A 25,507-nucleotide genomic window follows, 5' to 3' on the forward strand; every position below is an offset into this window, starting at 1 on the left:
ACGGGTTCGCGTGACCGACGCCCCCGGACGCGCCGCCGGAACGCTTTCCGGTCACCTCTCGTGTCGGCCACCGTCCGCGTCGGTCGCCGCCCGCGGCGCGTCCCGGCGGTCGACAAGGTGGTTGACCGCCCCGGGCCCGCGACCGACGTCGTGGTGGCGCTCGATCGCCCGCCGGACGAACGCGACGCCGGCGGAAACGGCCTCTGTCGTCGGTTCCCCGCGGGCGAGTCGCGTTGCGATCGCCGCCGACAGCGCACAGCCGGAGCCGTGGGTCGCGTCGGTGTCGATCCGCGCCCCGGCGATCGTTTCGGCGCCGTCCGCCGTCACCAACACGTCGCGCACCGTCCGGCCGGGGACGTGTCCGCCCGTGAGGAGCGCCGCGTTGGCCCCCATCTCGCGCAACCGTTGCCCCGCCCGCGTCGCGCTCGCTTCGTCCTCCGGGTCGACGCCGGTCAGCACCGCCGCCTCGTCCGCGTTTGGCGTCACGAGCGACGACTCGGCGATCAGCGCCTCGTAGGCCGATTCCGCGTCCTCGCTCAACAGCCTATCGCCCGTCGCCGCGACCATCACCGGGTCGACGACGCTCGGAACGTCGAGGTCGGCGACGGCCGCCGTCACGCGCTCGACGATCGGCGCGGTCGCGAGCATGCCCGTCTTGAGCGCCCGGACGTCGAAGTCCGAGCGAACCGCCTCGATCTGCGCCCCGACCTCCTCCGTCGGGACGACGTGGGTCGACTCGACGCCCGTCGTGTTCTGGGCCGTCACGGCCGTCACCGCCGACACGCCGAACCCGCCGGTCGCCTCGATCGTCTTGAGATCGGCCTGGATCCCGGCGCCGCCGCCGGAGTCGCTCCCGGCGATCGTCATCACGACCGGCCGCTCGGTCGGCTCCGGAGCGCGTCGTTCGTCCATACCGACGGTACAACCCAAGAATACAAATGAGTGGTGGTCGGATCGATCCGGGGGTCCGAGCCCCGTCGGGTCCACGCACCGCGCTCTCGTTGCGGTCCCCTCGCCGCCGGCCAACGGCGGGCGAACGCGACGCTGCGAGCGCTGGACTCAGACGTTGTCGGGCGTTTCGGCGTCGTCCTCGACGGAGCGTTTCATCGACTCGCGCCGCGCTTTGGCGTCGCGGCCGGTGCACTCGAGTAAGAAGTCGTTCTTCGCGGTGTTCGCGTCCCCCGCGGCGTCGACCTCGCCGGCCTCCATCAGCTCTTCGAGGCTGCGCTCCTCGAAGTGGACGGCGAGTTTGTCCTTCTTGCCGGAGTACGACACCGTGCCCGCGACGATCCTCGTGAACACGGGGTTGTCGGGCGATCCGACGACGTAGAGGTCGCTTCCGTTGTACTCCTCGGTGCCGGTTATCTCGCCGAAGTACCCCTCGATTGTCGCCTCCATGTCGGGGACCCGCTCCTCGAGGTACTCCCCGCGCCGCATCTTGTACTCTTCCATGCTGCACCCTTTCGGAACGGTGGTGTTTACTGGTTTCGTTCGGCCTCCAGCCACGCGTTGCACTCGGGACAGGGGTCGCCGTCCCGGTACCCCGACCGGGCGTCGATCCGGAACGAACAGTCCGGACAGACGATCTCGCCCTCGGGGACGGTGAGCCCCGACAGCGACTCCTCGCCCGGCGGCTCGGCGGCCGCCTCGGCGTCGACGGCCGGATCGTCGGCCTCATCCGACCCCTCCGGGTCGTCGCGCTCGTCCGCTTCGGGCCACTCGCCCGGTTCGCGCTCCGGGGAGTCCCCCTCCGTGAGGATCTCGGCGTCCTCCGATTCGGGGTCCGGCGGCTCCGCGTTCGCTTCCGACTCCTCTTGTGGTTCCGGTTCGACCTCCCGCTCGGCTTCCGGCTCCTCTTCCGGTTCCGGTTTCGATTCCGCCCCGCCTCCGGGCTCCGCAGCCGAGTCACCGCCGAGCACGACCGCGTCGTCGTCCTCCGTCCCCGACTCCGTTTCCGGAGATGACCCGGCGTCCGTTCCGTCGCTTACCTCTCCGACCGCCCCGCTGCCGCCCGCCGTTCCGCCGCCGTCCGGGTCGCTCTTTCCGCCCTCCCCCGCCTCGCCGTCACCGTTACCGCCACCGATCCCGACCTCGTCGCCGTCGACGACGGCCGTGACCTCCGTGCTCTCCGAGACGACCCGCTCGGTCCCACAGCGACGACACTGCTCGATCTCGCGTTCGGTCGTGACCACCTCGTCGCCCTGCTGTTCGCGCTCGCGCTCCACGCCGTCGGGCTCGAAGGAGTGGCCCAGTATCGAACACTGTAGTCCCATTACCGGTATGTGGCCGTGACGGAGGCATAAAACTTGAGCCCCGGGCGTCGGCGACCGCCGGCCGCCGAACGATTAATACAACCCCGGACAAACGCGGACGTATGCAGGCGAAGCGGGAGTACCGCGAGCGCGACGAGACGGAAGTCGCGGTGCTCGACGCGCTCGTCGACCGGACCGACGAGGGGATGACCGTCTTCGAGCTTCGGACCGACGTCGACGTGGAGATCGACGAACTCGAGACGGCGCTTGCCGAACTGAAACACGCGGACCTCATCGCCGTCGAAAACGACGACGGGCCGATGCGGATCTACCCCGAGGACCGCGTCGTCCCGGAGTTCGACGCCGACGACGAGCCGGAACGCGAGTCGCTGCTTGAGGGCCTCAAGCGGAAGCTCGGGCTGTGACCGCCGCGACCGCCGGGGCCGCGATCGCCCGTCCGAGACGCGGTTGTTTTACTCTTGGAACGCGTTCGTCCGGTCGATGACAGTCGTCGCGGAGTTACACGACGCCCACGGCGGAACGCTCACGACGCGCGGCGGCCGCCGCGTCGCCGCCCACTACGGCCGTCCCGAGCGGGTCCACCGCGCCGTCAGAAACGTCGTCGGAACGATCGAGATGGGCTACGGCGTCCTCGAGGTGACCGGCGAGGACCGCGTCGAGTTCGTCGACAACGCCGTCTCGAACCGCGTCCCCGACGCCGACGGGCGGGGCGTCTACGCGCTGTTGCTCGACCCCCAGGGGCGCATCGAGACCGAACTGTACGTTTATAATGCCGACGAGCGGCTGCTCTGTTTCGTCCCGCCGGGATCGGCGGCGGCCCTCGCCGAGGAGTGGAACGAGAAGACGTTCATCCAGGACGTGACCGTTCGGGCCGCGACCGACGACTTCGGCGTCTTCGGCGTCCACGGCCCGAAGGCGACCGAGAAGATCGCCTCCGTGCTCACGGGCCCGGGATCGCCCGACGATCCCCTGTCGTTCGTCCGCGGCAGCATCGGCGATTGGGGCGCCACCGTCGTCCGGACCGACGACCTCACCGGCGAGGAGGGCTACGAGGTCGTCTGCGCCGCCGAGGACGCCTCCGAGGTGTTCGACGCGCTCATCAACCACGGGCTCAACGCCGCCCCGTTCGGGTACCGAACGCTCGAGTACCTGCTGCTCGAGGCCGGAACGCCGCTCTTCGAGACGGAGCTGTCGGGACAGGTCCCGAACGTCCTCGGGATCCGAAACGCCCTCGACTTCGAGAAGGGCTGTTACGTCGGCCAGGAGGTCGTCTCGAAGATCGAGAACCGCGGGCAGCCCTCCAGGCGACTCGTCGGGCTCCGCCCCGAAGCCGTCCCCGAGAGCGGTTCGGCGGTCTTCGAGGACGATACGCACGTCGGCGAGGTGACCCGCGCCGACCACAGCCCCGCGCTTGAGGCCCCGATCGCGATGGCGCTCGTCGAGTACGGCCTCGAGGCGGCGACGGTGACCGTCCGGATCGACGGCGAGGCGACGCCGGCCGGGGTGGTCGAGTTGCCGTTCCTCGAGGGGTCGGCGCGCTCGCGGCGCCTCCCGCGGTACTGACCGCCGAAACGTCGGGAGGGGTTTTTACGGTGGCCCCGAGAGACCACGACACAACATGCCCGGCGACGTACTCGCGGTGACGAGCGGGAAGGGGGGCGTCGGCAAGACGACGACGGCGGTCAGCCTTGCCATCGCGCTCCGGCAGTACGGCCACTCCGCGGCGGTCCTCGACGCCGATCTCGGGATGCCGAACGTCGGGACGTTCCTCAGCCTCGACGCGCCGGCGACGCTGCACGACGTCCTCGCGGGCCGGGCAACGACGGCCGAGGCCACCGTCGAGATCGGCGACGGCCTCGGGTTTGTCCTCGGGGACCGATCGCTCGGGGGCTTCGCCGACGCCGACCCGGAGGGGCTCGACGCCGTCGTCGACGCCCTCGCCGAGCGCTACCAGTACGTCCTCGTCGACACCGGCGGCGGTCTGTCCTACGAGGGCGTCTACCCGATGGAACTCGCCGACGCGATCGTCCTCGTCACCTCGCCGGTCCCGGCCGCCATCTCGGACACCGAAAAGAGCACGCAACTGGCCGATCGCCTCGGGGTTCCGGTTCGGGGGGTCGTCGTCACGCACACGGTCGAGGACACCCGCCCGGAGTCGATCGCGAGCGAACTCGACGTCGACTTCCTCGGCGGCGTGCCGACCGACGACGCCATCGTCGAGAGCGCCGCAAAGCGGCAGCCGGTGATCGCGTACGCGCCCGAAAGCCCCGCGACGGTCGCGTACTACCGGATCGCGGAGCGGCTCCGAACCCCGGACGACGCGCCGCTGGAGCCGCTCGATACGGCGACGAAACCCCCGGACACAGACCCGTCGTCCCCGGACGGCCGGCAGGGGTCGGCGCGGGACCGATCGGCGAGCGCCCGCACCGATCCGAGCGCGGGCGATACGAGCGGTTCCGGTGCCGGCGGCGACGGCCGCGATACCAACGCGGACTCGGCGGCGACCTCGGAGCCGACGCCCCCGGGACCGGACGCGTCCTCAGAGCCGGACGCGGAGGCCGACGGCGAAGAGACGGGGTCTTCCAACGCGGAGTCGGCGGAGACCGCAGAGACGGAGCAGGCCCGCACCGACGCGGCGGACCGAGCGCGGGCCGAGACGTCCACGAAGGGCGACGCCAGCGCCAGCCCCGACGCCGATGTCGACATCGACGCCGACGCGGCACCGAACGCCGACCCGAACCGGATGGACGCGACCGCCGCCGGGGATCGGGGGACGAACGAAGGGGCCGGGGCCGACGACACGTCCGGCGTCGTCGCTCGCCTCCTCGATCGGTTCCGGCTCCGGTGACGCCGCCGCTCACCCCTCGTCTCCGCCCCGGTCGTCGTCCCCGGATCCGTCCGGGGCGTGAAGCGCCTCTGTGATCCGCTCGCTGAACAACTCGAGGTCGGCGAGGCGGTCCTCGACGTCCGCGCGCTCCTCGTCCAGTCGGTCGAACCGCGACTCGATCGCCGCCTGGGTCTCCCGGACGTCCCCGAGTTCGGACTCCACCTCCGAGCGGAGCTTTCGGACCTCCCCGTCGATCCCGTCGATCGCTTCGAGGGCCTCCGAGAGCTCCGCGAGCCGGGCGTCGGTCCGCTCGGCCCGCTCCTCGAGCGCCGACAGCTCGTCGTGGACGTCCCCGACGACGGCCTCGAACGTCCCGTACCTGTCGATGAACGCCTCGATCGTGTCGGCGTAGGCGGCGAGGTCGGCGACCTCGTTTTGGAGGTGATCGATCCGCACCTCCTGGCTCCGGCGCGTCTCGACCCCCAGTTCCGAGCGGAGCGCCGCCGTGACCTCCTCGTCGACGCGGCCCTCCCGGAGCTCCGCCAGAAGCGCCCGCGCGACGCTTCGGGGCTCCGATCCCGACCCGGGGTCGGGGTCGTCCTCGTCCTCGGAGTCCCCGTCCGGCGTCTCTCCTGCGTCGGTACCGGCGCCGGGTCCGGGTTCGGTCTCAGCCCCGGATTCCGGTTCTGGTCCGGTCTCGGCCTCAGCCTCGTCCTCGACGGTCGAACCGCCCTCCGAGACGGCCCCCTTTTTTGTGCCCAGGCCCGCTCCGGCGGACGCGCCGCCGTCCGTCCCTCCTTCCGCTCCGAGCGCCAGCGAGCCGCGCTCGCCCCCGAGGAACCCCCGGAGCGCGTCCGAGCGCGTCCGATCGACGATCCCCTCGAGGCCCGCCCGCTCGGTCACCGACAGCCGCGGCTCCGCGCCGAGCGATCCGGGGTCGACGCCCGGGACCCGGTACCGGACCGTCCGGCTGTCGCGGGGGCCAAACGTCCACTCGAAGGTCGCGTCGCCGGCGTCCCATCCGTCGTCGCCGTCCGACCGGAACTCGACGTCCGCCTCGGACCGTTCGAGCGCCGGGTCGGCCAGCCGGACCCGCAGTCCCGCCTCTCGGTCCGACGCGACCGCAAGCGTCACGCGACCGCCGTCCTCGACCGTCTTTCGGACGGTGACGCCGTCTCCCTCGACGGTCCGTGTCGTCTCTGTCCTCTCGCCCATGCCCGCACGTCGGCGCGGCGATATATATGACTCCGGGTGAACACGGCGGCCGTCGGGGACGCCGCGGTCAGCGGCGATCGCTCTCGAGTTCGACGTCGAGTCCGGCGAGGACCTCTCTCGCCTCCTCGCGTTTCTCCTGGTGCTCCTCGAGGAACTCGGCCATGAGCTCCGCGGCCTGTTCCTTGCACCCCCCACAGAGCCGTTCGCCGCCGACGCACTCCTCGTACACCTCTGCCGCGAACTCGTCGTCGTCGCCCGACAGCAGGTACGCGTACAGCTCGTACACCGGACACTCGTCGGCCTCGCCGCCGAGTTCGCGCTGCTTTTCGGCCGTCTCGCGGCCGCCGGTCGTCGCCGACATCACCTTGTCGTGGCCGTCCGCCGGATCGTCGAGCAGGCTGATGTGACTCGCCGGGACCGACGAGGACATCTTTCCGCCGGTCAGTCCGGTCATGAAGCGGTGGTATACCGACGACGGCGGGCGGAACCCGTACCCCCCGTGCTCGGTCTCGATCTCGCGGGCCAGTTCCTCGGCGGCCTCGCGGTCCAACGAGAAGCTGTCGACGTGGCCCTCGTAGACGCGCTTTTCGCCGTCGATCGCCTCGATGAGCGCCTCGAAGGCCGCCGGCGTGGCGTTGCGGTCGAGGAACCGAACGCGGGGGCGAAGGGGCTCTTTGCCGCCGGCTTCGAGCGTTTCGATCGCGCCCTCGAGCGCGTCGCTCGGCGGCCGCTCGGAGTTGAGCCACGCCGCGGCGTCCGAACACCGGACGTCACTGTCGTCGCCGTCGCTGTCCTCCGGCGCGTCCTCGGTCAACGCGTCGTAGGCCCGCGCGACGAGCCCGCGCTCGGCGTCGTCCAACTCGAAGCTGGCGTACGCCTCGGTCACGCCGAAGTACCGCATCCGTCCGGCGAGGTCCCGCGCCAACCGCATGTGCGGGTCCTGGTCGGGACCGACCGGGATCACCGTCGGCTTCGGCTCCTCCAGTTGGGGGTAGAGGATGTCCGCCATCTGCGTGACGACCGACTGCATGTACGAGACCTCGGTCTCGCCGTCGAAGTCGTAGATTGCGCCGAGCTCCGAGAAGTTCGCCTTCGTCCCGAGCTCGAAGGCCAACTCCTGTACGGCCTCGTTCGTCGATTGGCGGTACAGCGTCCCCTCCTCGGGATCGAACCCGAGCGCGAGAAGCGAGAGGAGGTAGCTCTCCGCGTGCTCGTCGATCTCCTCCCACGACAGCCCCCGCGCCGCGTGGGCCTCTAAGTCGGCGATCAGCCCGTAGGCGTCGCCGCCGCGCTCCTGGTGCCAGATCAGCTCGTCGAAGACGAGCTTATGACCGATGTGTGGGTCCCCGGTCGGCATGAACCCCGAGAGCGCGGCGAAGGGCTCGTCGTTCGCCATCGCCTCGGCGACCGCCCGGTAGTCGCGGTGGCCGAAGATGACGCCCCGGCGCATCAGGTAGTGCGGCGTCGGCACCCGGGGAAGGACGTCCTCGAAGGACTCGATGCCGAACTCCTCGAAGAGCTTGCGGTAGTCCCCGACGGACGTCGACCCCCACGGATCGAGCGCGACGTCGTCCGCCCCCTTCGTCCCGCCGTCGCCCCGGACGGCGGGCGTCCGCGCGCGTCGATCCGCTTCGTCGTCGTTCATGCGACACCGTGCGTGTGGTCCGCCCAAAAACCGTTCGCTTGTCCGGTCGCCCCCGTCTCCGCCGTCCGACTCAGGGCGTCAACCGCTCGACGGAGCGCCACCGGACCGTCCCGTCCCCGACCAGCGCGAACACCATCCGCTTGCGGACGCCGTGGGCGAGTCTGACGTCGAGCGCGATGTCCCGCGGCGACGCGACGGCGTCGGCCGGGAGCACGCGGACCAACAGCTCGGAGTGCCCGAGGCTCTCGACGCCGTCGACGTCGGCGTAGGTCCGGAAGTCCGCGCCGAACTTGAACCCCGTCTTCGGAACGACGCCGCGCTCGCGGAGCGTCCGGTACGCCAGAAGCCGGCGATCGAACCGCTCGCCCTCGACGTCGCGGCCGCGGGCTTCGATCGCCTCGACCCCGCCGTCGACGTCCAAAACGCCCTCCTCGGCCAGGTGGGCGGCCTCCAAGAGCGACAACTGGAGCGCCCCGTCCTCGCGGTCCATCGGCTGGCCGTAGAACCCCCGCCCGTGGAGGGCCGACGGCGGGTTCCAACAGAGCACGCGGTCCTCGAGCAGCGCCCCCCCGGCGGACGCGTCGATGCCGGTCGGGCTCGACCCCGCGATCTCCGGCGTGTCCGTCCGCAGGTACGTCAACTCGCTTTCCTCGTCGACAACCGCCAGGACGACGTCGCCGACGTCCTCGAGTGCGACCGTTCCCCGCTCGGTGCGCACGCGGACCCGGTGCTCGACGGTCCCGTCCCACGGCCCCTCCCCGCGGGGGTGGACGACGAACGCCGCGCCCTCCGGCGTCTCCACCCAGCCCTCCCGCGCCGGCGAGAGGTAGAACCCCCGGTCCCGGAGGTCCTTGTACACGAGAAACGGCACGACGATGTCGGCGTTGTCCACGAGAAACGCGGCGATCCCGCGACCGTCGACGGCGTCGAGGTCGCCGCGGTGAAGCAGGTGGGCCGCTTCGACGCGGGACAGCGCCACGCCCTCGCCGCGCGGACGGCCGTACCCCCGCGAGTCGTAGTAGCGCTCGCGGCCGTTCGGCCCCACTTCGACGACCCCGTCGGTGAGGTGGCCTTCCATACCCGACGTTGCCGCTCGGAGTCGTATAGCCCCTCCGGTCGCCCGCCCGCGCCCCGGGCCTCAGGCCCCCCGCGCCGAACAGTCGGCATCGAGACACCGCCTCCCGGTCGCCGTTTCGAAGACCGGAAGCCCGCAGTCGCACGTCCCGTCGACCGTTCCCTCCGGCACCGAGAAGGCGGCCTCACAGTCCGGAGAGCCCCCACAGGCGGCGACGAGGCCGCCGCGTCTGCGTATCCGGAACTCGCCGCCGCACTCCGGGCAGCGCCACTCGCGGTCGAACCGGTCGCGAACGGCCTCGAGCAGCGACCCGCACTCGTAGTCGAAGCACAACTCGAAGGGCTCGCCGCGCTCGACGCGAAACGTCGGGAGACCGCACTCACACGCGGAGTCCGTCGTCGACGCGCCCACCGGGAGCCCGAAGCGGTCGCCGCAGCCGAGACAGACCGCCTCGGAGCCCGTCCGGACCAACCGCCCGCCGCAGCGACAGTCCCCGACGGGTGTCCCCGCGTCCGTCGCGTCGTGCTCGGTGACGGCGACGTCGCCGAGGGCTTCGACCCGCAGCGTCTCGTCGCCGTCGCTCGCGAGCACAGACACCGGGTCCCGCATCACCGAGAGCGACTCCGCGCGGGTCAGCCACGCGACCGGCTGGTAGCCGTCGACGTCGTGGACGAGGACGGTGTCGTCCGGCTTCAGCACGACGACCACCCGGCCGCGGACGGTTCGTTCTCGGCGGCCGTCGAAACGGATCCGGCAGTCTCCGGCGATCGTTCGGATCGACATGGGGCGTCTGGCCGCGCTCCGGTAGATAAACCCGTGGTCGGTCCCCGACGGGCGCGGGGGCCCTACAGCCACTCCGCGAACGAACCCGACTCGCGGCTCCGGCGGACGTACTCCCGTTGCATCCCGGCGATCGCCGACTCCAGATCGGCCCCCTCCTCGAGCCGGTCGCGGACGGCCGCCTTCTTCCAGGCGCTCGGCGTCGTCTGCGCGCGCCAGCGGGCCTCGATCGGCGAGAGGTACTGCTGTGTGTCGGACTCCGGGACGCCGACGGCGTCGAGTCCGGCCCGGGCGTACTCGAACACCTCCCCGAAGACGACCGCCGGGTCTGCGGTGCGCTCGCCGTCGGCCGTCACCCACGCCAACTCGGCGTCGAGTCCCTCCCGGGCGGCGTTATAAAAGCTCGACTCGGCCGCCTCCCACGGCAACTCGCCGATCGGGTGCTCGGCGCGGACCACCCCGACGAGCAGCCCCGCGACGAGCGCCTGCATCCCGACGACGTCGGTGACGGTCGGCTGTGTCGGGATCGGGCGGTACTCGATGCGGATCGAGTGTTCGTCGTTCTCGGCGTCGATGTCGTCCCCGCCGAGGACGCCCCTGACCCACCGCCAGTACGTGCCCCGTTTGTGATCGAACTCCCAAACGCGGTCCGAGAGCGTCCGACGCGCCGTGTCCCCCTCGACGTGCTCTCTGAGAAACGGGGCGTAGCGGTCGTCCTCGAGGACGCGGTCGACGACCTCGGCCGCCGTTTCGACGTCGCGCGGCACCCTGACCTTCGGCGCGGCGGTGTGGTTGACGGACTGCTCGAAGACCGCGATGCGGAGCTCGTGGTGGGTCCGATCGACCAGCCCGCCGGGGTCCTCGACGCCGTCGTACAGCGCCGCCGGGAGAAACGGCGAGTTCGCCGACAGTGCGAGCACGGGCCCCAGCGTCCGGATCGCCGCGTTGTGGTACGCCGGGAACGCCTCGGCGCTCGGCACCTGGAGGTGCGGCTGGATCGACGTGGCGAGGGACTCGAAGAGGATCGTCGGAAACGCCCGATCGACGCCGGGAACCGACAGTTCGATCCGCTCGCCGTCCGCATGACCCAGGACGTCGTTGTCGATGGCGACGTACCGGGGCTCCTGTCGCATGTTTTCGGCGACGACGACGCCGTCGCGCCGTTCGGTCGCCGAGAGGTACTCGAGCGGCCCCTCCGGCGGCGGGAGCGTCCACATCGCGTCCCACGCGAGCTCACACCCGTGCTCTTCGGCGGCCGCGGCGGCAGTCCGCGCCCGCTCGCGGATCTCCTCGGCCTGTGCGGTCAACCCGGGCCCGTCGAGGACGTTCGGATCGGTGTTGATCTCGACGTTGTGCACCCCGAGTTCCTTGTTCGCCGCCCCGAAGACCGCCGTCGGAACGCGGGCGAGACGCGGCCCTTCGCCCTCCGTCCGGTCTCCGCCGCCCGCGATCGCGTACAGTTCCGCTTCGAGCCCGACGGCCGGATCGGCGTTGTCCATCCGTCCGTCGGCGATGGCCGCCCGGAGCCACGCGGCCTGCGCCGTTACCCGCTTTTCGAAGGTCCGTGCCGTTTCCTCGGCGAGCGAGCGCTCGACCGCCCCGACGACCGCGGGCTCGTCGTCGCTCATCGGTAGCCCCCGTCCACGTCCACGTCCACGTTCGCCGGGCGCCGCGGTCGCCGCGGTCGCTGCGGCCTCCGTCGCCGGCCCCATCGCCTCATACCCGTGGTTCGGCCCCGGCGAATAAATATCATGACGCACGCGGCGGCCTCTTTGGGGGTCGTTCGCCCCGGCGGCGCGATAATACATGAACATTTATTAAGGATAGGCACACACGTGGTCGTAATGACGCATCCGGTACACCTCGGGTGACGACAGCCGGCCGGTACCGCACTCCGAACACCCACACCAACCGACGATGTCAACCCGAAACACCGCACCCGACGCCGACGCACCGACCGAAACTGAGCCGACCGCCGACCCCGACGCCCGGTTCATCCCGCTTCAACCCCGCCACGGCCCCCAACCGAAGCGGCTCCGGTAGACCGCCCGGCCCTCGCCCGGCCGCCCTCGTTTTCGCCGATCCGACCGCCCTCGCGGTCCTCGCGGTCGCCCGCGCCGACAGGATGAATACCGTCCGCAGGCACGGTCCGACATGGAGACGTTACTGTTGAACCCCGACGACGTCGACGAACACGCCGCGATGGCGGAGGTCATCGTCGCCGTCGAGGAGGCCTTCGCGGCCTACGAGGCCGACCGCGTCATAATGCCTGCGAAGTCCTACATCGATCTCCCCGAGTACAACGGCGACTTCCGGTCGATGCCGGCGTACATGGACGCGGGCGAGTGGGACGCCGCCGGGATCAAGTGGGTCAACGTCCACACCGACAACCCCGACGCCTACGACCTCCCGACGGTGCTCGGGACGATGATCTACTCCGATCCCCGGAACGCGTTTCCGCTTGCGATCCTCGACGGAACCACGCTGACGCGAAAACGGACCGGGGCCGCGGCGGCCGTCGCGACGGACCACCTCGCCGTTCCCGACGCGGGTTCCCTCGGGATCGTCGGCGCCGGCGTTCAGTCGTACACCCAACTCGAGGCGATACGCACCGTCAGGGACATCGAGCGGGTGATCGTCGCCGACGCGCGCGAGGACGCGATCGAGCGGTTCGTCGACCGCTTCGGCGGGGGCGAACTCGACGTCCGCGGGGGATCGATCGCCGAGGCCGCCGGCTGTGACGTGCTCTCGACGGTCACGCCGGTCGAATCGCCCATCGTGCACGCCGCGGACCTCGGGGACAGAACGCACATCAACGCGATGGGGGCCGACGCCCCCGGAAAGAACGAACTCGCCCGGGACGTCGTGACGGCGGCCACGATCGTCATCGACGACCACGAACAGTGCACCCACTCCGGGGAGATAAACGTCCCCTACGGCGAGGGCGTCCTCGACGACGCCGACCTCTACGGGACCTTGGGCGAGATCGCTGCCGGGAACAGACCCGGACGGACGGACGACGACGGCGTGACCGTCTTCGACTCGACCGGGCTGGCGATACAGGACGTCGCCGCCGCCCACGTCGCCTACCAGCGAGCCAGCGAACGCGGCGGGGGCACGCCGTTCGAACTCGTCGACACGCGCCTCCGCTGACCCCGAGCGACCGGTATCGCGCGCCCCTCAGACGAGCGGGCCGAGTTCCCCAAGGTGATCGACCCGGTGGTCGCCGAGGACGCACCGCCCCCGTCTCCCGTGGCCGTGTCGCTCGACGTGGGCCCCGTCGAGACCGGCGTTGTGCGCCGCGCCGATGTCGTGGACGCTGTCGCCGACGAGAACCCCCGGTCCCTCCCGCGCCCCGGCCGCCGAGAGCGCCCGCTCGACCGGTCTCGGGTCTGGCTTCCACCCGGTTTCGGCCGTACAGCAGACGACCGCGTCGAACCAATCGCCGATGTCGAGCGCGGACAGCACCGGCTCGGTCAGGTACCGCTGACAGTGCGTCACGAGCACCGTCGGCGCGTCGATCCCGGCGACGAGTTCGGCGTCCTCGTACAGGAACGTCGCGTCGGCGCGCGCCTCGGGGTCCTCCTCGTCGTGGAACACGTCCCAGAACCGCTCGGGATCGACGCCGGCGGCCGCGAGCGTGTCGTTGCGCTCGCCGCCGAAGCCGTGCCAGAGCGCCTCCGCCTCGCGTTCGGAAAAGTCGTGTCCGAGGCGCTCGCCGACCCGTCCGAGCAGCGCCCGAACGTAGGAGTCCTCGACGTCGACGAGCGTCCCGTCGAGGTCGAACGCCCACCGGTCGTACGACGGCGTCTTCATGGGAACGCGGATAGGCCGCCCAGCCGCAAGTGCTTTGCGTGCCGTCCCCTCCGGTTGGGGACTCCGCCGTCGGTCCCGCGTTCGGCCCCACCCGGCCCGCTCGACGTTCGAGACGGCGTTGGCTGGCGCGCCCGCGGCGCCCGCCTCTCCGTCGGCACTCAGCGCCGATACCACCGTCTCTCGAAGCCCGATCGTTCGTGACATAGGTTCGTCGTCCCCGGTCCTGCCGACCGGCGTCGGCTTGCGCTCGCGGTAGTGTAACCGTTACGCCGGTAACGAGCCTGCGAGCGACTCGACGCGCTATACGCCCGAAACGTATAAATACGGCCGTATAGGCCTCGTCCGTGGGTATTAGATGCGAGCGAGCCGAAGGCCTCGTGTGTCAGAGCCAACAGCCGGAGACCGACCCGCGGTCGTCGCTCTCGTCGGCCCGAGCGACGCCGGCAAGACCTCCCTCGTCGAGACGCTCGTCGGCGCCTTCGACGACCGCTCGGTCGCGACGATCAAATCGATCCACCACGACATCGAACCGGACGCGCCCGGAACGGACACCCACCGCCACCGGAGCGCCGGGGCCGACGCCGTCGTCGGCGTCACGCCGCGTCTGACCTTCGAGGTCGCCCGCGGCGGCAAGGGGGCCGACCGCGACGCCGACGACGAGATCGCGGCGCTTCGCCGCGCCCTCGCCCGCCTCTCCGATCGGGGGATCGAGCTCGTTCTCGTTGAGGGGTTCAGCGCCGCCGCCCTCCCGACGATCCACGTCGGGGACGACGCCGCCGCCCGCGCCGACGCCGACGCGCACGCGATCGGCACCGGATCGGATCCGATCGAGCGGCTCCGGGCGGCGATCGAGGCGGTAGAACCGATCGGGCCCGCCTCGCTCTCGGCGCGCTGAGTCGCCCGGACCGAAGGGTGTCTTTGAAGTCCGCCGGCGCGGTACGAGGCCGTATGAACCCCGGGGACCGCGTCCGCGTCGACCGAACCGACACGACACACGAGGGCGTCCTCCTGCCCTCGACGACGGCCGAGGAGTTCGTCGTCAAACTCGACGGCGGCTACAACGTCGGTATCGACAGGGACGAGGCCGACGTCGAGATCGAGGTCCTTGAGACCGACACCTACGACATCGCCGCCGCCGGCGAGGGCGAGGGGGCCTCTGAGATCACCTTCGACGAGGACCTCCCGACGGTCGCGCTCGTCTCGACGGGCGGCACCATCGCCTCGACCGTCGACTACCGGACCGGCGCGGTCACCGCACAGTTCGACGCCGAGGACGTCCTCCGGGCCGTCCCCGAACTCGCGGGGCGGGCGAACTACCGCGGGCGGGTCGTCGCGAACATCCTCTCGGAGAACATGACCCCCGACGTCTGGCGGGACCTCGCGGCGGCCGTCCACGAGGCGATCGAGCGCGGCGCCGACGGCGTCGTCGTCATGCACGGCACCGACACGATGCAGTACACCGCCGCCGCGCTCTCGTTTGTGCTCGACCCGCCGGTGCCGATCGTGTTCACCGGCAGCCAGCGCTCGGCCGATCGGCCCTCCTCGGACAACGTGATGAACGCCGTCTGCGCCGTTGAGGCGGCGACGGCCGACCACGCCGAAACGCTGGTGTGCATGCACGAAAGCGGGTCCGACGACGCCTGTGCGCTCCACCGCGGAACCCGCGTCAGAAAGAACCACACCTCGCGCCGGGACGCCTTCGAGACGGTCGGCGCGAAACCGCTCGGCCGCGTCGAGTGGGAGACCGGCGACGTCTCCTTTCGCCGTCCGACCGCCGACCGCGGCGCGGGCTCGAACGCGTTCGCGCCGGCGTTCGCCTCCGACGTCGAACTCGTCAAGTTCGTCCCCGGGACCGGACCCGCCGCGCTGGACGTCGCCGAGGGCGCCGACGGGCTCGTGTTGGAGGGAACCGGGCTCGGACACGTCAACACCGAGTGGACCGACCGCATCGCGGCGCTCGTCGACGGGGGAACGACGGTCGTCATGACGAGTCAGTGCCTCGAGGGCCGCGTCTGCGATCGGGTCTACGACACCGGCCGGGACCTCCTCGAGGCCGGCGTCGTCGAGGCCGGCGACACGCTCCCGGCGACCGCGTACGTCAAACTGATGTGGGCCCTCGAGAACACCGAGGACGCCGCCGACACGATGCGGCGCTCGGTCGCCGGCGAACTGCAGGCGCGCTCCGTCCCGTGGACCTGACGGGAGACGGCCGCGTTCGACGCCCGACGCCGGTCACCCCGTGCCGACGACGACCGCCTCCCGCAGCTCAAGGGCCGTCTCGAACTCGTCGCGCCGCCCGAGGTCGCCCCCGAGCCGCTTGAGGTGCTCGGCGTGGACCCGCCGGAGCGCCTTCCACTCGCGCGCCTCGAGACCGAGCGCCGCGCCGACGTCGGCCCAGTGGCCGTCCTCGACGAAAAACACCGTCTGGGCGTCGTCCTCGTGGGCCCGCTCGTAGCGCGCCTCGTACTCCGAGAGCCGGGTCGCGACGTGCTCTTGGGCCCGCTCGGCGAGCTCCGGCAGCCGCTCGCCGGAGATCGACGCCTGCGCGGCGGCGAGCACCAAGGCGTTCCCGTCGAGCGGTTCGCCGGGCATCTCACCCACCGGCGCGCATCGCCTTCTGGGCGAAGCGATCGACGACCGCCCGGAGGCGCTCCTCGTCACCCTCGAACTCGACGCGGACCTCGTTGAGCGTGATGCTCGCCCCGGGCACCGGGTTCACCTTCCGCTCGGTGAGTTCGGCCGCCCACCCGTCGCCCTCGACCCGATCGCCGGCCGAATCGGAGCGCTCGCCGCCGAGGTTCTCGAGGTAGTTCGCCGCGAGCCGCTTCGAGATGCCGCGGAACTCGCGCGTCTCCGCCGTCCGAGCGCCGCCCGCGACCGGCGGGAAGACGCTGAGTTGGTCCCCCGCCTCGAGCGCCGTCGCCGTCCCGTCCATGTGGACGACCTCGCGGCCGTTTTTCAGCACCGAGAGCTGCGGTTTGATCGCGCCCTCGCCGTCGAGGACCTCGCCCTCCAGCCCCGGGAACTCCGATTCCAGGGCGGCGAGGACATCGCCGACCGTCGCGCCGGCGTCGAACGTCCGCGCGATCTCCTTTTGCCCGACCGCGCTCCGGAAGTTCGCGAAAAACCGGAGCTCGATCTCGATCGGTCCGTCCGCGCCGGTCATACGTCCGACAGCCGGATGCCGTTCTCGACGATCCGGGCGTTCCGCTCGCGGTCCAGTTGGGCCGCGAGCCACTCGTGTTCGTACAGCTGCTCGATGAGGTCCGCATAGAGGTTCCGCCAGGCGATCGCGAAGATCGGCGACTGTCCCCACGCGCGGAGTTCCGGAACGAACCCGTGGAACTGCTCGATTCGGGTCTCGAAGTGCTCGATGAGATCGAGCGCCGCGGCGGCGGCCTCCCCGTCGCCGTCGGCCGACTCGAGCGCCCGCTCTAAGCGCGCGTTGTACCCCTCGACGGCGCGGTGCATGTCCTGTCGCGCGCCGTCGCCGTCCTCCGGCAGCGAGTCGACGAGCGGCTCCGGAACGCCGAGTTCGATGTCGTCCATACCGTCCGGTAACGCGCCACGAGTAAAAAGGTGGCCGGCGGCCGGCCTACCGGCTCTCGCAGTGTCTGACGTCGACCGCGACGCCGCGGGTCCCCTCGACCATCGCTCGCCCGTGAGAGGCCGCCCGCCCGACGCCGACGGCCTCCGGCCCCTCGAAGACGACCTCGTCGCCGGGCCGGATCGCCTCGTCGGCGCTTAACACCCCGGGCGCGAGGACGCTCCCGCTCGGCACGAACCCGTCGATCCGGACGGTTTTCGTTTCGGCCCCGCTCTCGCGCCAGGCCCGCGCCCCGGCGAGGGTCAACGACAGCGTGCCGTACTGCGGCACCATCGTCGCGAGGTGGGTTCCCTCGCCGTCGTCGACCCGAAGCTTCGGGTACCGGCCCTCCGTCCGGGCGTCCGGTCCGAACACCGCGTCGCCGGCGCCGTCCCCGAACTGGAAGTCGGCGATCGCCCGCACCGTGGCGGTCTCGCGCTCGCGCTTGTAGTAGGGCTCCTCGCCCTCGAGGGCCGCCTCGAGCGCCCCGAGCGAGGCGTCGGTCGTCGGGTGCTCGGCGGCGGTGTACTCGAACTCGACGCCGACGGCGTCCTCGACGCGCGCGCAGATCTCGCGGTACTCCGCCGGCAGGTGGGCGATGTGGCGGTCGTAGTCGGCCCGCTTGAGGTACCGCTCGAGGACGCTCGCGACGAACTCGATCTCCGTCTCGCTCCAGCGCCCCGTCACGACGCTGTCGTAGTGCTGGGCGGGATAGGTCGTCTCGAGTTCGTTCGGGACGACGCCGATCGGCGAGGTCATCGACACCATGTGTCCCCGGTAGCCGATCGCCTCGGCGAACTGCTCGTGGCTCTGTGAGTCGCTGTAGGGCTTTCTGGCCGAGCACGGCAACAGCACGAGCGGCGCGTCCAGACGGCGGCGGTACCGCCCCGTCACGCGCTCGGCGAAGCGCTGTATCTCGGGCCGCCGCAGCGAGTCCTCGCTCGCCGCGAGCAGTTCGTTCCGCCGGAAGACCGGCGTCCGCTCCTCGAGGTACCCGTACTGCTGATCGAGCAGCCGGAACGTCGCCGTCAGCCACGCCTCGTGTCTGGCCTGCCCCTCGAGGTAGTCCCGGAGCCGCCCGTTTGCGATCCGCCCGCGGACGCGGGCCAACTCCGCTTCGAGGGCGTTGACGTTGTGCTCGGCGCACTCGCGCCGGTCGAACCCCTCGACGCCGCCCCGACAGGCCGGACACGCACACGGGAGCTCCGAGAGGTCCTCGAGGAACGCCTCGCCGTCGGTCGTGAGGTAGAACCCCTCGAGGCCCCGGGCTCGCGCCCGCGCCTCGTCGAGGAGGTCCACCCCCGCGTAGACGAGCGTCGCGGCGTTCGCCGGGGTTGCGACCGCCGGACAGTACAGCGCGGTGTCGTCCGGAACCGCCCGCCGGACGGCCACCACCGCCTCGACGAACGCCTCGGCGTGGCCCGCGTAGCCGCCGGCGTTCGACAGCACGTAGGCGTCGGCCCCGAAATCGTCGGCCGTCCCCGGCGACACGACGGCCGCGCTCGGATAGTCGACATCGGGGTACTCGACGCCGAAGGCCTCCTCGATCGGCGGCTCGGTCCCCGGGGGCAGCGCCCGGTGGGGCAACACCGTCAGCGCCGACGCCTCGCCCTCCGGGACCGCCTGCGTCTCGTGCCACCGGCTGCCCGAATCGACGAGGACGTCGTCGACCGTCGCCGGCGTCGGGCGCGGCTCGGAGAGCCGCAGCGTCCCCCGGCGCGCGGCCCCGTCGCGGTCGCCGACCTCGAAGTACTCCGTCATACCCGTTTTTGTACGTCCGAGGGGTAACTGTCCGTCGGTTCGGGGGCGGGTCCGGGTTCGGTGCCGATCGGAGCCGACGCCCCCAGGGCCGCTTGCCCGCCGGAGTCGACGCGGCGGGCCGGGCAGTATAAACCCCGCGCCCGTCGACGTGTAGACGTCATGGATCCCGACGACGTCCGACAGGACTGGGCCGAGCGCTCCGGGCGGTTCTCGCCGGAGTACTACGCTCGGATCGGGCCGAACGAGGTCAGCGAGACGCTCTCGGGCGTCCTCTCGCATTACGTCGGCGAGGACGCGGCGATCCTCGAGGTCGGCTGCGGCTCCGGGCGACACCTGGCGCACCTCCTCGATCGCGGGTTCGGGAACCTCTCGGGGATCGACATTAACGGGGTGTCCTTCGAGGTGATGGCCGAGGAGTACCCGCGTCTGGCCGACGCCGGAAGCTTCCGTACGGGCGCCCTCGAAGACCTCGTCGGGGACATCGACGACGACGCCTTCGACGTCGTCTACTCCGTCGAGACGCTTCAGCACGTCCACCCCGACGACGAGTGGGTGTTCGAGGAGCTCGTTCGGATCAGCGCCGACCTGCTCATAACGGCCGAAAACGAGGGCAACAGTCCCGAGCGCGGCCGCGGCGACTCGACTGTCAGCCACGTCGACGGCGAGTTCCCGCTGTATCACCGCGACTGGAACCGCGTTTTCACCGGCCTCGGCGCCGCCGAACTGATCCGCGAGCCGACCGCGCGCGACACGATCCGGGTCTTCCGGGTGCTGTGAGCGCGCCCCGACCGGCGGGTCACCGCGTCGGGTCGTGCTCCGCGCCGAGTTCCAACAGCTCGACGCAGTCCGGCAGCGCCGCGAGCGCCGCGTCGGGCCACGCCCAGTGGGCGACCGCGAACGCGACCTCGGGGTTTGCCTCGACGAGCCGCGAGACGCCCGCGGCGGCGGCCTCGTAGGCCTCGCGATCGAGCCGATCCGGGCGCTCGGCCGTCAGCGGGTAGCTGTCCGACAGCGCCGGCGGCACGGGACCGAAGGGGGGCCGGAGCCGCCACGTCGCGTCGAAGCGGCTGTTGTCGCCGCCCGCCGACAGCAGGACGCTGTCCCCGGGGACCGACAGCCGCCCGAGGCGGTCGTGGTGCCGCGAGACCTCCGGGCGGCGCGCCGAGTCCGCCGAGAGATGGAAGAACGTCCCCTTCGAGACGGGGTCGTGCCGTTCGAGCGCCGCCGCGTCGTCCAACAGCGCCCGGTAGCCGTCGACCATCGCGGGGTGGCTCCGCGCCCGCCGCTCGAGCAACTCGAAGAGGTTCCCCTCGCGGATCGCCTGCTTGACGGTCCGGAGTTCGCGGTAGCTCACGTGGAGGTTGTGCCTGGCGAGCAGTTCCTCGCGGCGCTCCTCGGGGTGCCCTCTGAGCCCCGCTGGCGTGTGTGCGCTACAGACCGGACACGAACACGGGAAGTACTCGAGGTCCTCTATGTGGTCCGTTCCGGAGACGGTGAGATACCGCCCGTCGCGGGCGTACAGCGCGTAGGCGGCCGAGTCGAACAGATCGCAGCCGGCGGCGGCAGCCAGCGCGAACATCATCGGGTGTCCGGCGCCGAAGAGGTGGACGGGCGCGTCGCTGCCCAGCCCCCGCTTTGCCGCTCGGACCACCTCGATCATGTCGGCGTACCGGTAGCCGTTCATCAGCGGCACAACGGCGCCGACGGGGAACACGTCGAAGCCGCCCCCGTGGGCGTCGGCGTCGGCGGCGGCCGACTCCCGAAGCTCCGGGTGCGTCGAGCCCTGTATCGGGGCGTTGAGCAGCATCTCCCCGACGTCGATCCCGGCGGCGGCCTCGCTGTTGGCCCGCGTCGTTTCGAGCTCCGACGCGGCGCGATCGTAGGCGGCGTCGGGCGGCGTCGGGATGTCGATCGGCGTGCCGAGATCGGAGCCGATGTCGCGCTGAAACCGAACGATCTCCTCGTTCGTCACCGAGATCTCGCCGTACTCCGAGAGCTGAAACGACCCCGAATCGGTCACGATCGCCCCCGAAAAGTCGTACAGGTCGGCGAGCCCCTCCGACAGCGCCCGCTCGCGGAACTCCTCGCTCTGATAGAGGATGTACCCGTTGGTAATGAGCATCTCCGCGCCGAAATCGGCCTCCAGCGCCGCGGGCTCGACCGTCCGCAGGTGGGGGTTGACGACCGGCAACAGCGCCGGGGTCTCGACGGTCACGCCGGCCCGCGGGACGGTCAACTCGCCGATCCGCCCCGCGCCGTCGCCGTTCCGGATCTCGAAGATCTCGCCCATCGGAACGGACCGAGGGTTCCGCGAGGCATAAGCCGATTGGATGCCGCCGCTCCCGGAGTCGCATAACGCCCCCGACTGCGGCGTCAAACGCCTTCGGGTACCGGCGGGACGACGGCCGGGTCCTGACGGGTCAAACGATATAAGTCGCGCCGCCGCCCACTCTCCGGTATGGAATGGCGCCTGTTCGCCAACCTCGCCGAGACCGCCGGAACGAAACGCGTCACCGTCGAGGCGGCCCCCGGCGACACGCTCGGCGACGCCTTCGAACAGCTGCTCGCTGCCCACCCCGAACTCGAGGCCGAGGTGCTCGATGAGTCAGGCGACCTCCGCGAGCACATCCGGGCGCTCAGAAACGACACCGACCCCTTCCGCGCCGGCGAGGGCTTCGGGACGACCCTCGAGGCCGGCGACGAACTCGCGCTCTTTCCGCCGGTCAGCGGCGGGGCGAGATAACCGCCCCTGCGTGGATTCTCCGGACGCGTCGAATAAAAACGGGTGACGGCGCCGCGCCGATCAGTCGTCTGCGGGCGCGGCCGAGTCGCCGCTGGAGACGCCCGTCCCCGGGCCGACGTCGATGTCCAACTCGTCGAGTTTCTCGTCGGGAACGACCCCGTCGACCCAGCCGCGGACGTCGTAGTACTCCGCTTTCATCTCGTCGAGTTCGACCAGGCTGCCCTCGATGCCGCCCTGTCCGGGCACCGCGCCGTCGGCGCCCTCGACGAACCGCTCGGGCAGGTCGTCGTCGGCGCCGTCGAACCCACAGAGGTTGTTGTAGTACCGCTCGAGCGCGTAGATCCGCTCACCGGCGGTCATGAGTTCCTCCTCCGTCACGTCCCGGCCGGTCATGCCGTTGTACTGGAGGACGTACTCCTCGACGCCCTCGGCGAAGGCGTTGAACTTGCAGATGTCGAAGCTATCGGAGATCGCGTGCATGTCCTGGAAGGTCGCCGTGAGCTCGCCTTTGCCCTCCCATTCGACGGGGTCGACCTTCTCGGGGATGCCGAGGATCTCGGCGGCCGGCGTGTACCCGCGGAGGTGACACGCGCCGCGGTTCGACGTCGCGAAGGCGATGCCCATCCCCTTCATGCACCGGGGGTCGTAGGCCGCGATCGTCTGGCCCTTCACGTCGAGGGAGTTGTCGTGGGCGTCCATCCGGTCGGCGACGCGGCGCGGGCCCTCCGCGAGGAGGTCGGCCAACTCGCCGTCGCGGTTGGCGACCCGCGAGAGCATCTCGATCATCTCCTCGGAGTCGCCCCAGTCGATCCCGCCGCCGAGATCGTCCAGTTTGCCCTCCTCGCTCATCTCCATGGCCATCGCGAGCATGTTGCCGGCCTCGATGGTGTCCATGCCGTGGTCGTTACAGCGCTGGAGCATCAACGCGATCTCGTCGCGGTCCGTGTGCCCCGAGTTCGGGCCGAGCGCCCACGCGGACTCGTACTCGTAGGACTCCGTGCGGACGTTCATCTCCTCGCCTTTGTGCATCACGTCGACCTCGACTTCCTTCTTGCAGGCGACCGGACAGGAGTGACACGTCGGCTCGTCGACGAGGATGTTCTCCCGGACGTTCTCCCCGGAGACGGCCTCGGCGTCGAAGTCCTCGTCCCCGAAGCCGCCGTCGCGGGCGTCGCCCGTCGAGGTGAACTTCCCGTTCCGCGTCGGAAGCCCCGACATCTCCTCGGTCGCGTTCATGAGGACGTTCGTCCCGTACAGCGACAGTCCGCCCTCGTTGGGGGCGGTGACGTCCGACTCCTGGATGAGCTCCATCGCCTGCTTGTGGCCCTTCCTGAACGTCTCGGGGTCGGCGGGTTTCGGCATCTTCGTCGAGGACTTGACAACGACCGCCTTGAGCTTTTTCGACCCCATGACGCAGCCGGTGCCGCCCCGACCCGAGGCCCGGTCGTCCTCGTTCATGATGCAGGCGTACCTGACGCCGTTCTCGCCGGCCTCGCCGATGCCCATCACAGAGAGGTTCTTGCCGTACGAGCCCTCTACCTCCTCCTCGAGGGCGTCGCGGGCGTTGTGGAAGCCCTCGCCCCAGAGGTGCGAGGCGTCCCGGAGTTCGACCTCGCCGTCCTCGACGACGGCGTAGACGGGCGAGTCGGCCTCGCCCTCGAACAACAGCCCGTCGAAGCCGGCCCACTTGAGGCGCGCGCCGGACCAGCCGCCGTGGTGTGAGTCCGTCACCGTCCCCGTCAACGGCGACTTGGTGCAGACGGCGATCCGGCCGCTCATCGTGACCTGCGACCCCGTCAGCGGGCCGTTCATGAACGCGAGCAGGTTCTCCGGTCCGGTCGGATCGACGTCGGGGCCCTGATCGAAGACGTACTTCACGCCGAGGCCGCGCGCGCCGATGTACTTCTCGGCGTCGTCGTCGTCGATCGGCTCGTACTGTACCTCCTCGCTCGAGAGATCGACCCGAGCGACGCGGTCCTGGAATCCTCCTAAGTCTGTCATGATAATTCCTGCTATCGACTAGGTAGGGCCCGAGAATAGTAGTTTTTATCCAGGCGGCGTAACGGGTATCAGTTACGACCCACGGTACCGTGGCGCTTCATTCCCGACCGCACGGTTCATCACCGACGCCCTCGAGGTCCGGCTGTGCCCGCCGCGCCCGCACCCTTGCTCCGGTACGCCGCCGCGTGTCTCTGTGCGATCGCCGTCCTCTACGCCTCGGTGATCCCCGTCTCCGAGGGGGTCCCGCGGACGGCGTTCGGCGTCGAGACGACCATCCTCGTACACGTGGCGGCCTACGGGCTCCTGTGCGGTCTCTTCGGGTTCGCCCTCCTCGCCGCCGACCGCCGCGCGCTCGCCGCCGCGATCGCTCTCGCGGCGCTGTACGGGGCGTGCATCGAACTCCTCCAGGGGCTCATCGCCCACCGGACGGCCGAGGCCGCGGACGCGCTGTCGAACGCCGGCGGCGCGGTCGTCGGCGCGGTGCTTTGGCGCGTCCTCGCGCCGTCGTTCGGCGTCGGCCGAACGGACGACACGACCTGACCGGTGCGCCGGAAAAGTGGGGTATTTACGCCTCGGTCGGCTACCGTGGACAATGAGCCAGCCGACGCCGGAGGTCTACGAGACGGGACGGGGGATGGACGCCCACAACGAGGTGATGCGGGAGATACGGGGGCGCAACGACGAGAGCTACGACCCCGCGGAACCGACGCGGGTGTGGCTCGACGAGGACAACACCCCGGACGGCGTCCGGCGGTCGCTGACGATCATCCTCAACACCGGCGGGTGCCGCTGGGCGCGCGCCGGCGGCTGTACGATGTGCGGGTACGTCGCCGAGTCCGTCGAGGGCGGCACCGTCAGCCACGAACACCTCATGACCCAGATCGAGCGCTGTCTGGACCACGAGGCCGCCGCGGCCGAGGCCCCGGCCGAACTCATCAAGATCTACACCTCCGGGTCCTTCCTCGATGAGCGGGAGGTCCCCGCCGAGACCCGGCGGGCGATCGCCGACGCCTTCGCCGAGCGCGAGCGGATCGTCGTCGAGTCGCTGCCCGACTTCGTCGAGCGCTCGAAGCTCGCCGACTTCCTCGAGCGGGGGCTCTCGACCGACGTCGCGGTCGGCCTCGAGACGGCGACCGACCGGGTCCGACACGACGCCGTCAACAAGTACTTCGACTTCGCGGACTTCGAGGACGCCTGCGCCGAGGTCCGGGCGACCGGCGCTGACGCCGACGCGGAAGGGGCCGCCGCCGGCGTGAAGGCGTACCTCCTGATGAAGCCGCCGTTCCTCGCCGAACCCGACGCGGTCGCCGACATGAAGCGTTCCGTCCGGCGCTGTGCCGCCGTCGAGGGCTGTCACACCGTCTCGATGAACCCGTGTAACGTCCAGCGACACACCATGGTCGAGGAGCTGTACCACGACGGCGGCTACCGCCCGCCGTGGCTGTGGTCGGTCTGTGACGTGCTCGGATCGACGGCCGGCGTCGACGCGCTCGTCGTCTCCGACCCCGTCGGACACGGCTCGGACCGCGGCCCGCACAACTGCGGGGAGTGCGACGACCGCGTCCAGCGTGCGATCAAGGACTTCGATCTCCGGCAGGACCCCGACGTGTTCGACGAGGTGTCCTGCGACTGTGCGGCGACCTGGGAGTACGTCATGGACGCGGAGACGGCGTACAACCAGCCGCTGGTGCGCTGAGTTGTCGGTGCCGCGGCGTTCCCGGCGGCGAACGGAAACCGTTTTCTTCCTGACTGAACATTCATTCAACGTGCGTCCCTCCGAGCCCC

The 25,507-nt window shown here is 70.7% G+C and carries 25 protein-coding genes and 1 pseudogene; 10 read left to right on the plus strand and 16 right to left on the minus strand.

Going from position 1 to position 25,507, the window contains the following annotated elements:
- Positions 1–51: 51 nt before the first annotated feature.
- From thiD to Q0916_RS08235, 3 genes are all read right to left on the minus strand, one after another.
- Positions 52–912, minus strand: coding sequence for a bifunctional hydroxymethylpyrimidine kinase/phosphomethylpyrimidine kinase (gene thiD / locus Q0916_RS08225; protein ID WP_349254515.1), 861 nt, complete (start codon positions 910–912; stop codon positions 52–54).
- Positions 913–1,059: 147 nt separating this feature from the next.
- Entirely contained in the window at positions 1,060–1,452 is a 393-nt protein-coding gene (locus Q0916_RS08230) for a DUF5611 family protein (protein WP_299236493.1), read from the minus strand.
- Positions 1,453–1,478: 26 nt separating this feature from the next.
- A complete protein-coding gene (locus Q0916_RS08235) occupies positions 1,479–2,273 on the minus strand; it encodes a DUF7093 family protein (protein ID WP_299236495.1) in 795 nt (264 codons plus the stop codon).
- A gap of 101 nt (positions 2,274–2,374) precedes the next feature.
- On the opposite strand from Q0916_RS08235, the gene Q0916_RS08240 reads away from it, so the two are divergent.
- From Q0916_RS08240 to Q0916_RS08250, 3 genes are all read left to right on the plus strand, one after another.
- Entirely contained in the window at positions 2,375–2,677 is a 303-nt protein-coding gene (locus Q0916_RS08240) for a DUF6432 family protein (protein WP_299236497.1), read from the plus strand.
- A 76-nt stretch (positions 2,678–2,753) separates the two neighbouring features.
- Positions 2,754–3,836, plus strand: a complete 1,083-nt coding sequence (locus Q0916_RS08245) for an aminomethyltransferase family protein (protein WP_299236499.1) — start codon at positions 2,754–2,756, stop codon at positions 3,834–3,836.
- A gap of 55 nt (positions 3,837–3,891) precedes the next feature.
- Positions 3,892–5,121: a P-loop NTPase gene (locus tag Q0916_RS08250; RefSeq protein WP_299236501.1), complete on the plus strand. Its 1,230-nt coding sequence runs from the start codon at positions 3,892–3,894 to the stop codon at positions 5,119–5,121.
- 9 nt (positions 5,122–5,130) lie between these two features.
- Here the strand turns inward: Q0916_RS08250 and Q0916_RS08255 are convergent, their stop codons facing one another.
- From Q0916_RS08255 to Q0916_RS08275, 5 genes are all read right to left on the minus strand, one after another.
- Positions 5,131–6,315, minus strand: coding sequence for a hypothetical protein (locus Q0916_RS08255; RefSeq protein ID WP_299236503.1), 1,185 nt, complete (start codon positions 6,313–6,315; stop codon positions 5,131–5,133).
- Positions 6,316–6,382: 67 nt separating this feature from the next.
- Positions 6,383–7,960, minus strand: a complete 1,578-nt coding sequence (locus Q0916_RS08260) for a tryptophan--tRNA ligase (protein ID WP_299236505.1) — start codon at positions 7,958–7,960, stop codon at positions 6,383–6,385.
- Between the two features lie 70 nt (positions 7,961–8,030).
- Positions 8,031–9,038 carry a tRNA-intron lyase gene (gene endA / locus Q0916_RS08265; RefSeq protein WP_299236507.1) on the minus strand — a complete coding sequence of 336 codons (1,008 nt, stop codon included), beginning with the start codon at positions 9,036–9,038 and terminating at the stop codon, positions 8,031–8,033.
- Positions 9,039–9,098: 60 nt separating this feature from the next.
- Positions 9,099–9,818 (minus strand): endonuclease NucS domain-containing protein, encoded by a 720-nt coding sequence (locus Q0916_RS08270; protein ID WP_299236509.1) that lies wholly within the window; start codon positions 9,816–9,818, stop codon positions 9,099–9,101.
- 62 nt (positions 9,819–9,880) lie between these two features.
- Positions 9,881–11,443, minus strand: coding sequence for a hypothetical protein (locus Q0916_RS08275; protein WP_299236510.1), 1,563 nt, complete (start codon positions 11,441–11,443; stop codon positions 9,881–9,883).
- Between the two features lie 526 nt (positions 11,444–11,969).
- On the opposite strand from Q0916_RS08275, the gene Q0916_RS08280 reads away from it, so the two are divergent.
- Positions 11,970–12,968 (plus strand): ornithine cyclodeaminase family protein, encoded by a 999-nt coding sequence (locus tag Q0916_RS08280; protein ID WP_299236512.1) that lies wholly within the window; start codon positions 11,970–11,972, stop codon positions 12,966–12,968.
- 27 nt (positions 12,969–12,995) lie between these two features.
- On the opposite strand, the gene Q0916_RS08285 is transcribed toward Q0916_RS08280, so the two are convergent.
- Positions 12,996–13,631 carry an HAD family hydrolase gene (locus Q0916_RS08285; protein WP_299236515.1) on the minus strand — a complete coding sequence of 212 codons (636 nt, stop codon included), beginning with the start codon at positions 13,629–13,631 and terminating at the stop codon, positions 12,996–12,998.
- 355 nt (positions 13,632–13,986) lie between these two features.
- Here Q0916_RS08285 and mobB point away from each other — a divergent pair, with 355 nt between their 5' ends.
- Both mobB and gatD read left to right on the plus strand, forming a co-directional pair.
- Entirely contained in the window at positions 13,987–14,526 is a 540-nt protein-coding gene (gene mobB / locus Q0916_RS08290; protein ID WP_414689325.1) for a molybdopterin-guanine dinucleotide biosynthesis protein B, read from the plus strand.
- A 53-nt stretch (positions 14,527–14,579) separates the two neighbouring features.
- The gene (gatD, locus tag Q0916_RS08295) at positions 14,580–15,830 is read left to right on the plus strand and encodes a Glu-tRNA(Gln) amidotransferase subunit GatD (RefSeq protein WP_299236519.1); all 1,251 of its coding nucleotides are present in this window, start codon (positions 14,580–14,582) and stop codon (positions 15,828–15,830) included.
- Between the two features lie 33 nt (positions 15,831–15,863).
- Here the strand turns inward: gatD and Q0916_RS08300 are convergent, their stop codons facing one another.
- The 5 genes and pseudogenes from Q0916_RS08300 to arcS all read right to left on the minus strand — a co-directional run bounded on the left by Q0916_RS08300 (position 15,864) and on the right by arcS (position 18,978).
- Complete coding sequence (locus Q0916_RS08300) at positions 15,864–16,223, minus strand: hypothetical protein (protein ID WP_299236640.1); 360 nt, start codon at positions 16,221–16,223, stop codon at positions 15,864–15,866.
- A 1-nt stretch (position 16,224) separates the two neighbouring features.
- Positions 16,225–16,464, minus strand: coding sequence for a DUF1952 domain-containing protein (locus Q0916_RS12155; RefSeq protein WP_349254517.1), 240 nt, complete (start codon positions 16,462–16,464; stop codon positions 16,225–16,227).
- 33 nt (positions 16,465–16,497) lie between these two features.
- Positions 16,498–16,776: pseudogene (locus tag Q0916_RS12160) on the minus strand (ubiquitin-like small modifier protein 1); the annotation flags it as partial.
- A 17-nt stretch (positions 16,777–16,793) separates the two neighbouring features.
- The gene (locus Q0916_RS08310; protein ID WP_299236522.1) at positions 16,794–17,180 is read right to left on the minus strand and encodes a hypothetical protein; all 387 of its coding nucleotides are present in this window, start codon (positions 17,178–17,180) and stop codon (positions 16,794–16,796) included.
- Positions 17,181–17,226: 46 nt separating this feature from the next.
- Positions 17,227–18,978 carry an archaeosine synthase subunit alpha gene (gene arcS, locus Q0916_RS08315; RefSeq protein ID WP_299236524.1) on the minus strand — a complete coding sequence of 584 codons (1,752 nt, stop codon included), beginning with the start codon at positions 18,976–18,978 and terminating at the stop codon, positions 17,227–17,229.
- 159 nt (positions 18,979–19,137) lie between these two features.
- Between arcS and Q0916_RS08320 the strand changes: the two genes are divergently transcribed.
- The gene (locus Q0916_RS08320; protein WP_299236525.1) at positions 19,138–19,755 is read left to right on the plus strand and encodes a class I SAM-dependent methyltransferase; all 618 of its coding nucleotides are present in this window, start codon (positions 19,138–19,140) and stop codon (positions 19,753–19,755) included.
- Between the two features lie 19 nt (positions 19,756–19,774).
- Here the strand turns inward: Q0916_RS08320 and tgtA are convergent, their stop codons facing one another.
- A complete protein-coding gene (gene tgtA, locus Q0916_RS08325) occupies positions 19,775–21,268 on the minus strand; it encodes a tRNA guanosine(15) transglycosylase TgtA (RefSeq protein ID WP_299236526.1) in 1,494 nt (497 codons plus the stop codon).
- Positions 21,269–21,436: 168 nt separating this feature from the next.
- Between tgtA and Q0916_RS08330 the strand changes: the two genes are divergently transcribed.
- Positions 21,437–21,721, plus strand: coding sequence for a ubiquitin-like small modifier protein 1 (locus Q0916_RS08330; RefSeq protein ID WP_299236527.1), 285 nt, complete (start codon positions 21,437–21,439; stop codon positions 21,719–21,721).
- A 60-nt stretch (positions 21,722–21,781) separates the two neighbouring features.
- Here Q0916_RS08330 and Q0916_RS08335 read toward each other — a convergent pair whose 3' ends face one another.
- Positions 21,782–23,722 carry an aldehyde ferredoxin oxidoreductase family protein gene (locus Q0916_RS08335; RefSeq protein ID WP_299236529.1) on the minus strand — a complete coding sequence of 647 codons (1,941 nt, stop codon included), beginning with the start codon at positions 23,720–23,722 and terminating at the stop codon, positions 21,782–21,784.
- A gap of 144 nt (positions 23,723–23,866) precedes the next feature.
- Here Q0916_RS08335 and Q0916_RS08340 point away from each other — a divergent pair, with 144 nt between their 5' ends.
- Positions 23,867–24,262 carry a VanZ family protein gene (locus Q0916_RS08340; protein WP_299236532.1) on the plus strand — a complete coding sequence of 132 codons (396 nt, stop codon included), beginning with the start codon at positions 23,867–23,869 and terminating at the stop codon, positions 24,260–24,262.
- 52 nt (positions 24,263–24,314) lie between these two features.
- Positions 24,315–25,418 carry an archaeosine biosynthesis radical SAM protein RaSEA gene (locus Q0916_RS08345; protein ID WP_299236534.1) on the plus strand — a complete coding sequence of 368 codons (1,104 nt, stop codon included), beginning with the start codon at positions 24,315–24,317 and terminating at the stop codon, positions 25,416–25,418.
- Positions 25,419–25,507: the final 89 nt, after the last annotated feature.

This window comes from Natronomonas sp., from assembly GCF_028274965.1.
In the GTDB taxonomy this organism is placed as follows: domain Archaea; phylum Halobacteriota; class Halobacteria; order Halobacteriales; family Haloarculaceae; genus Natronomonas.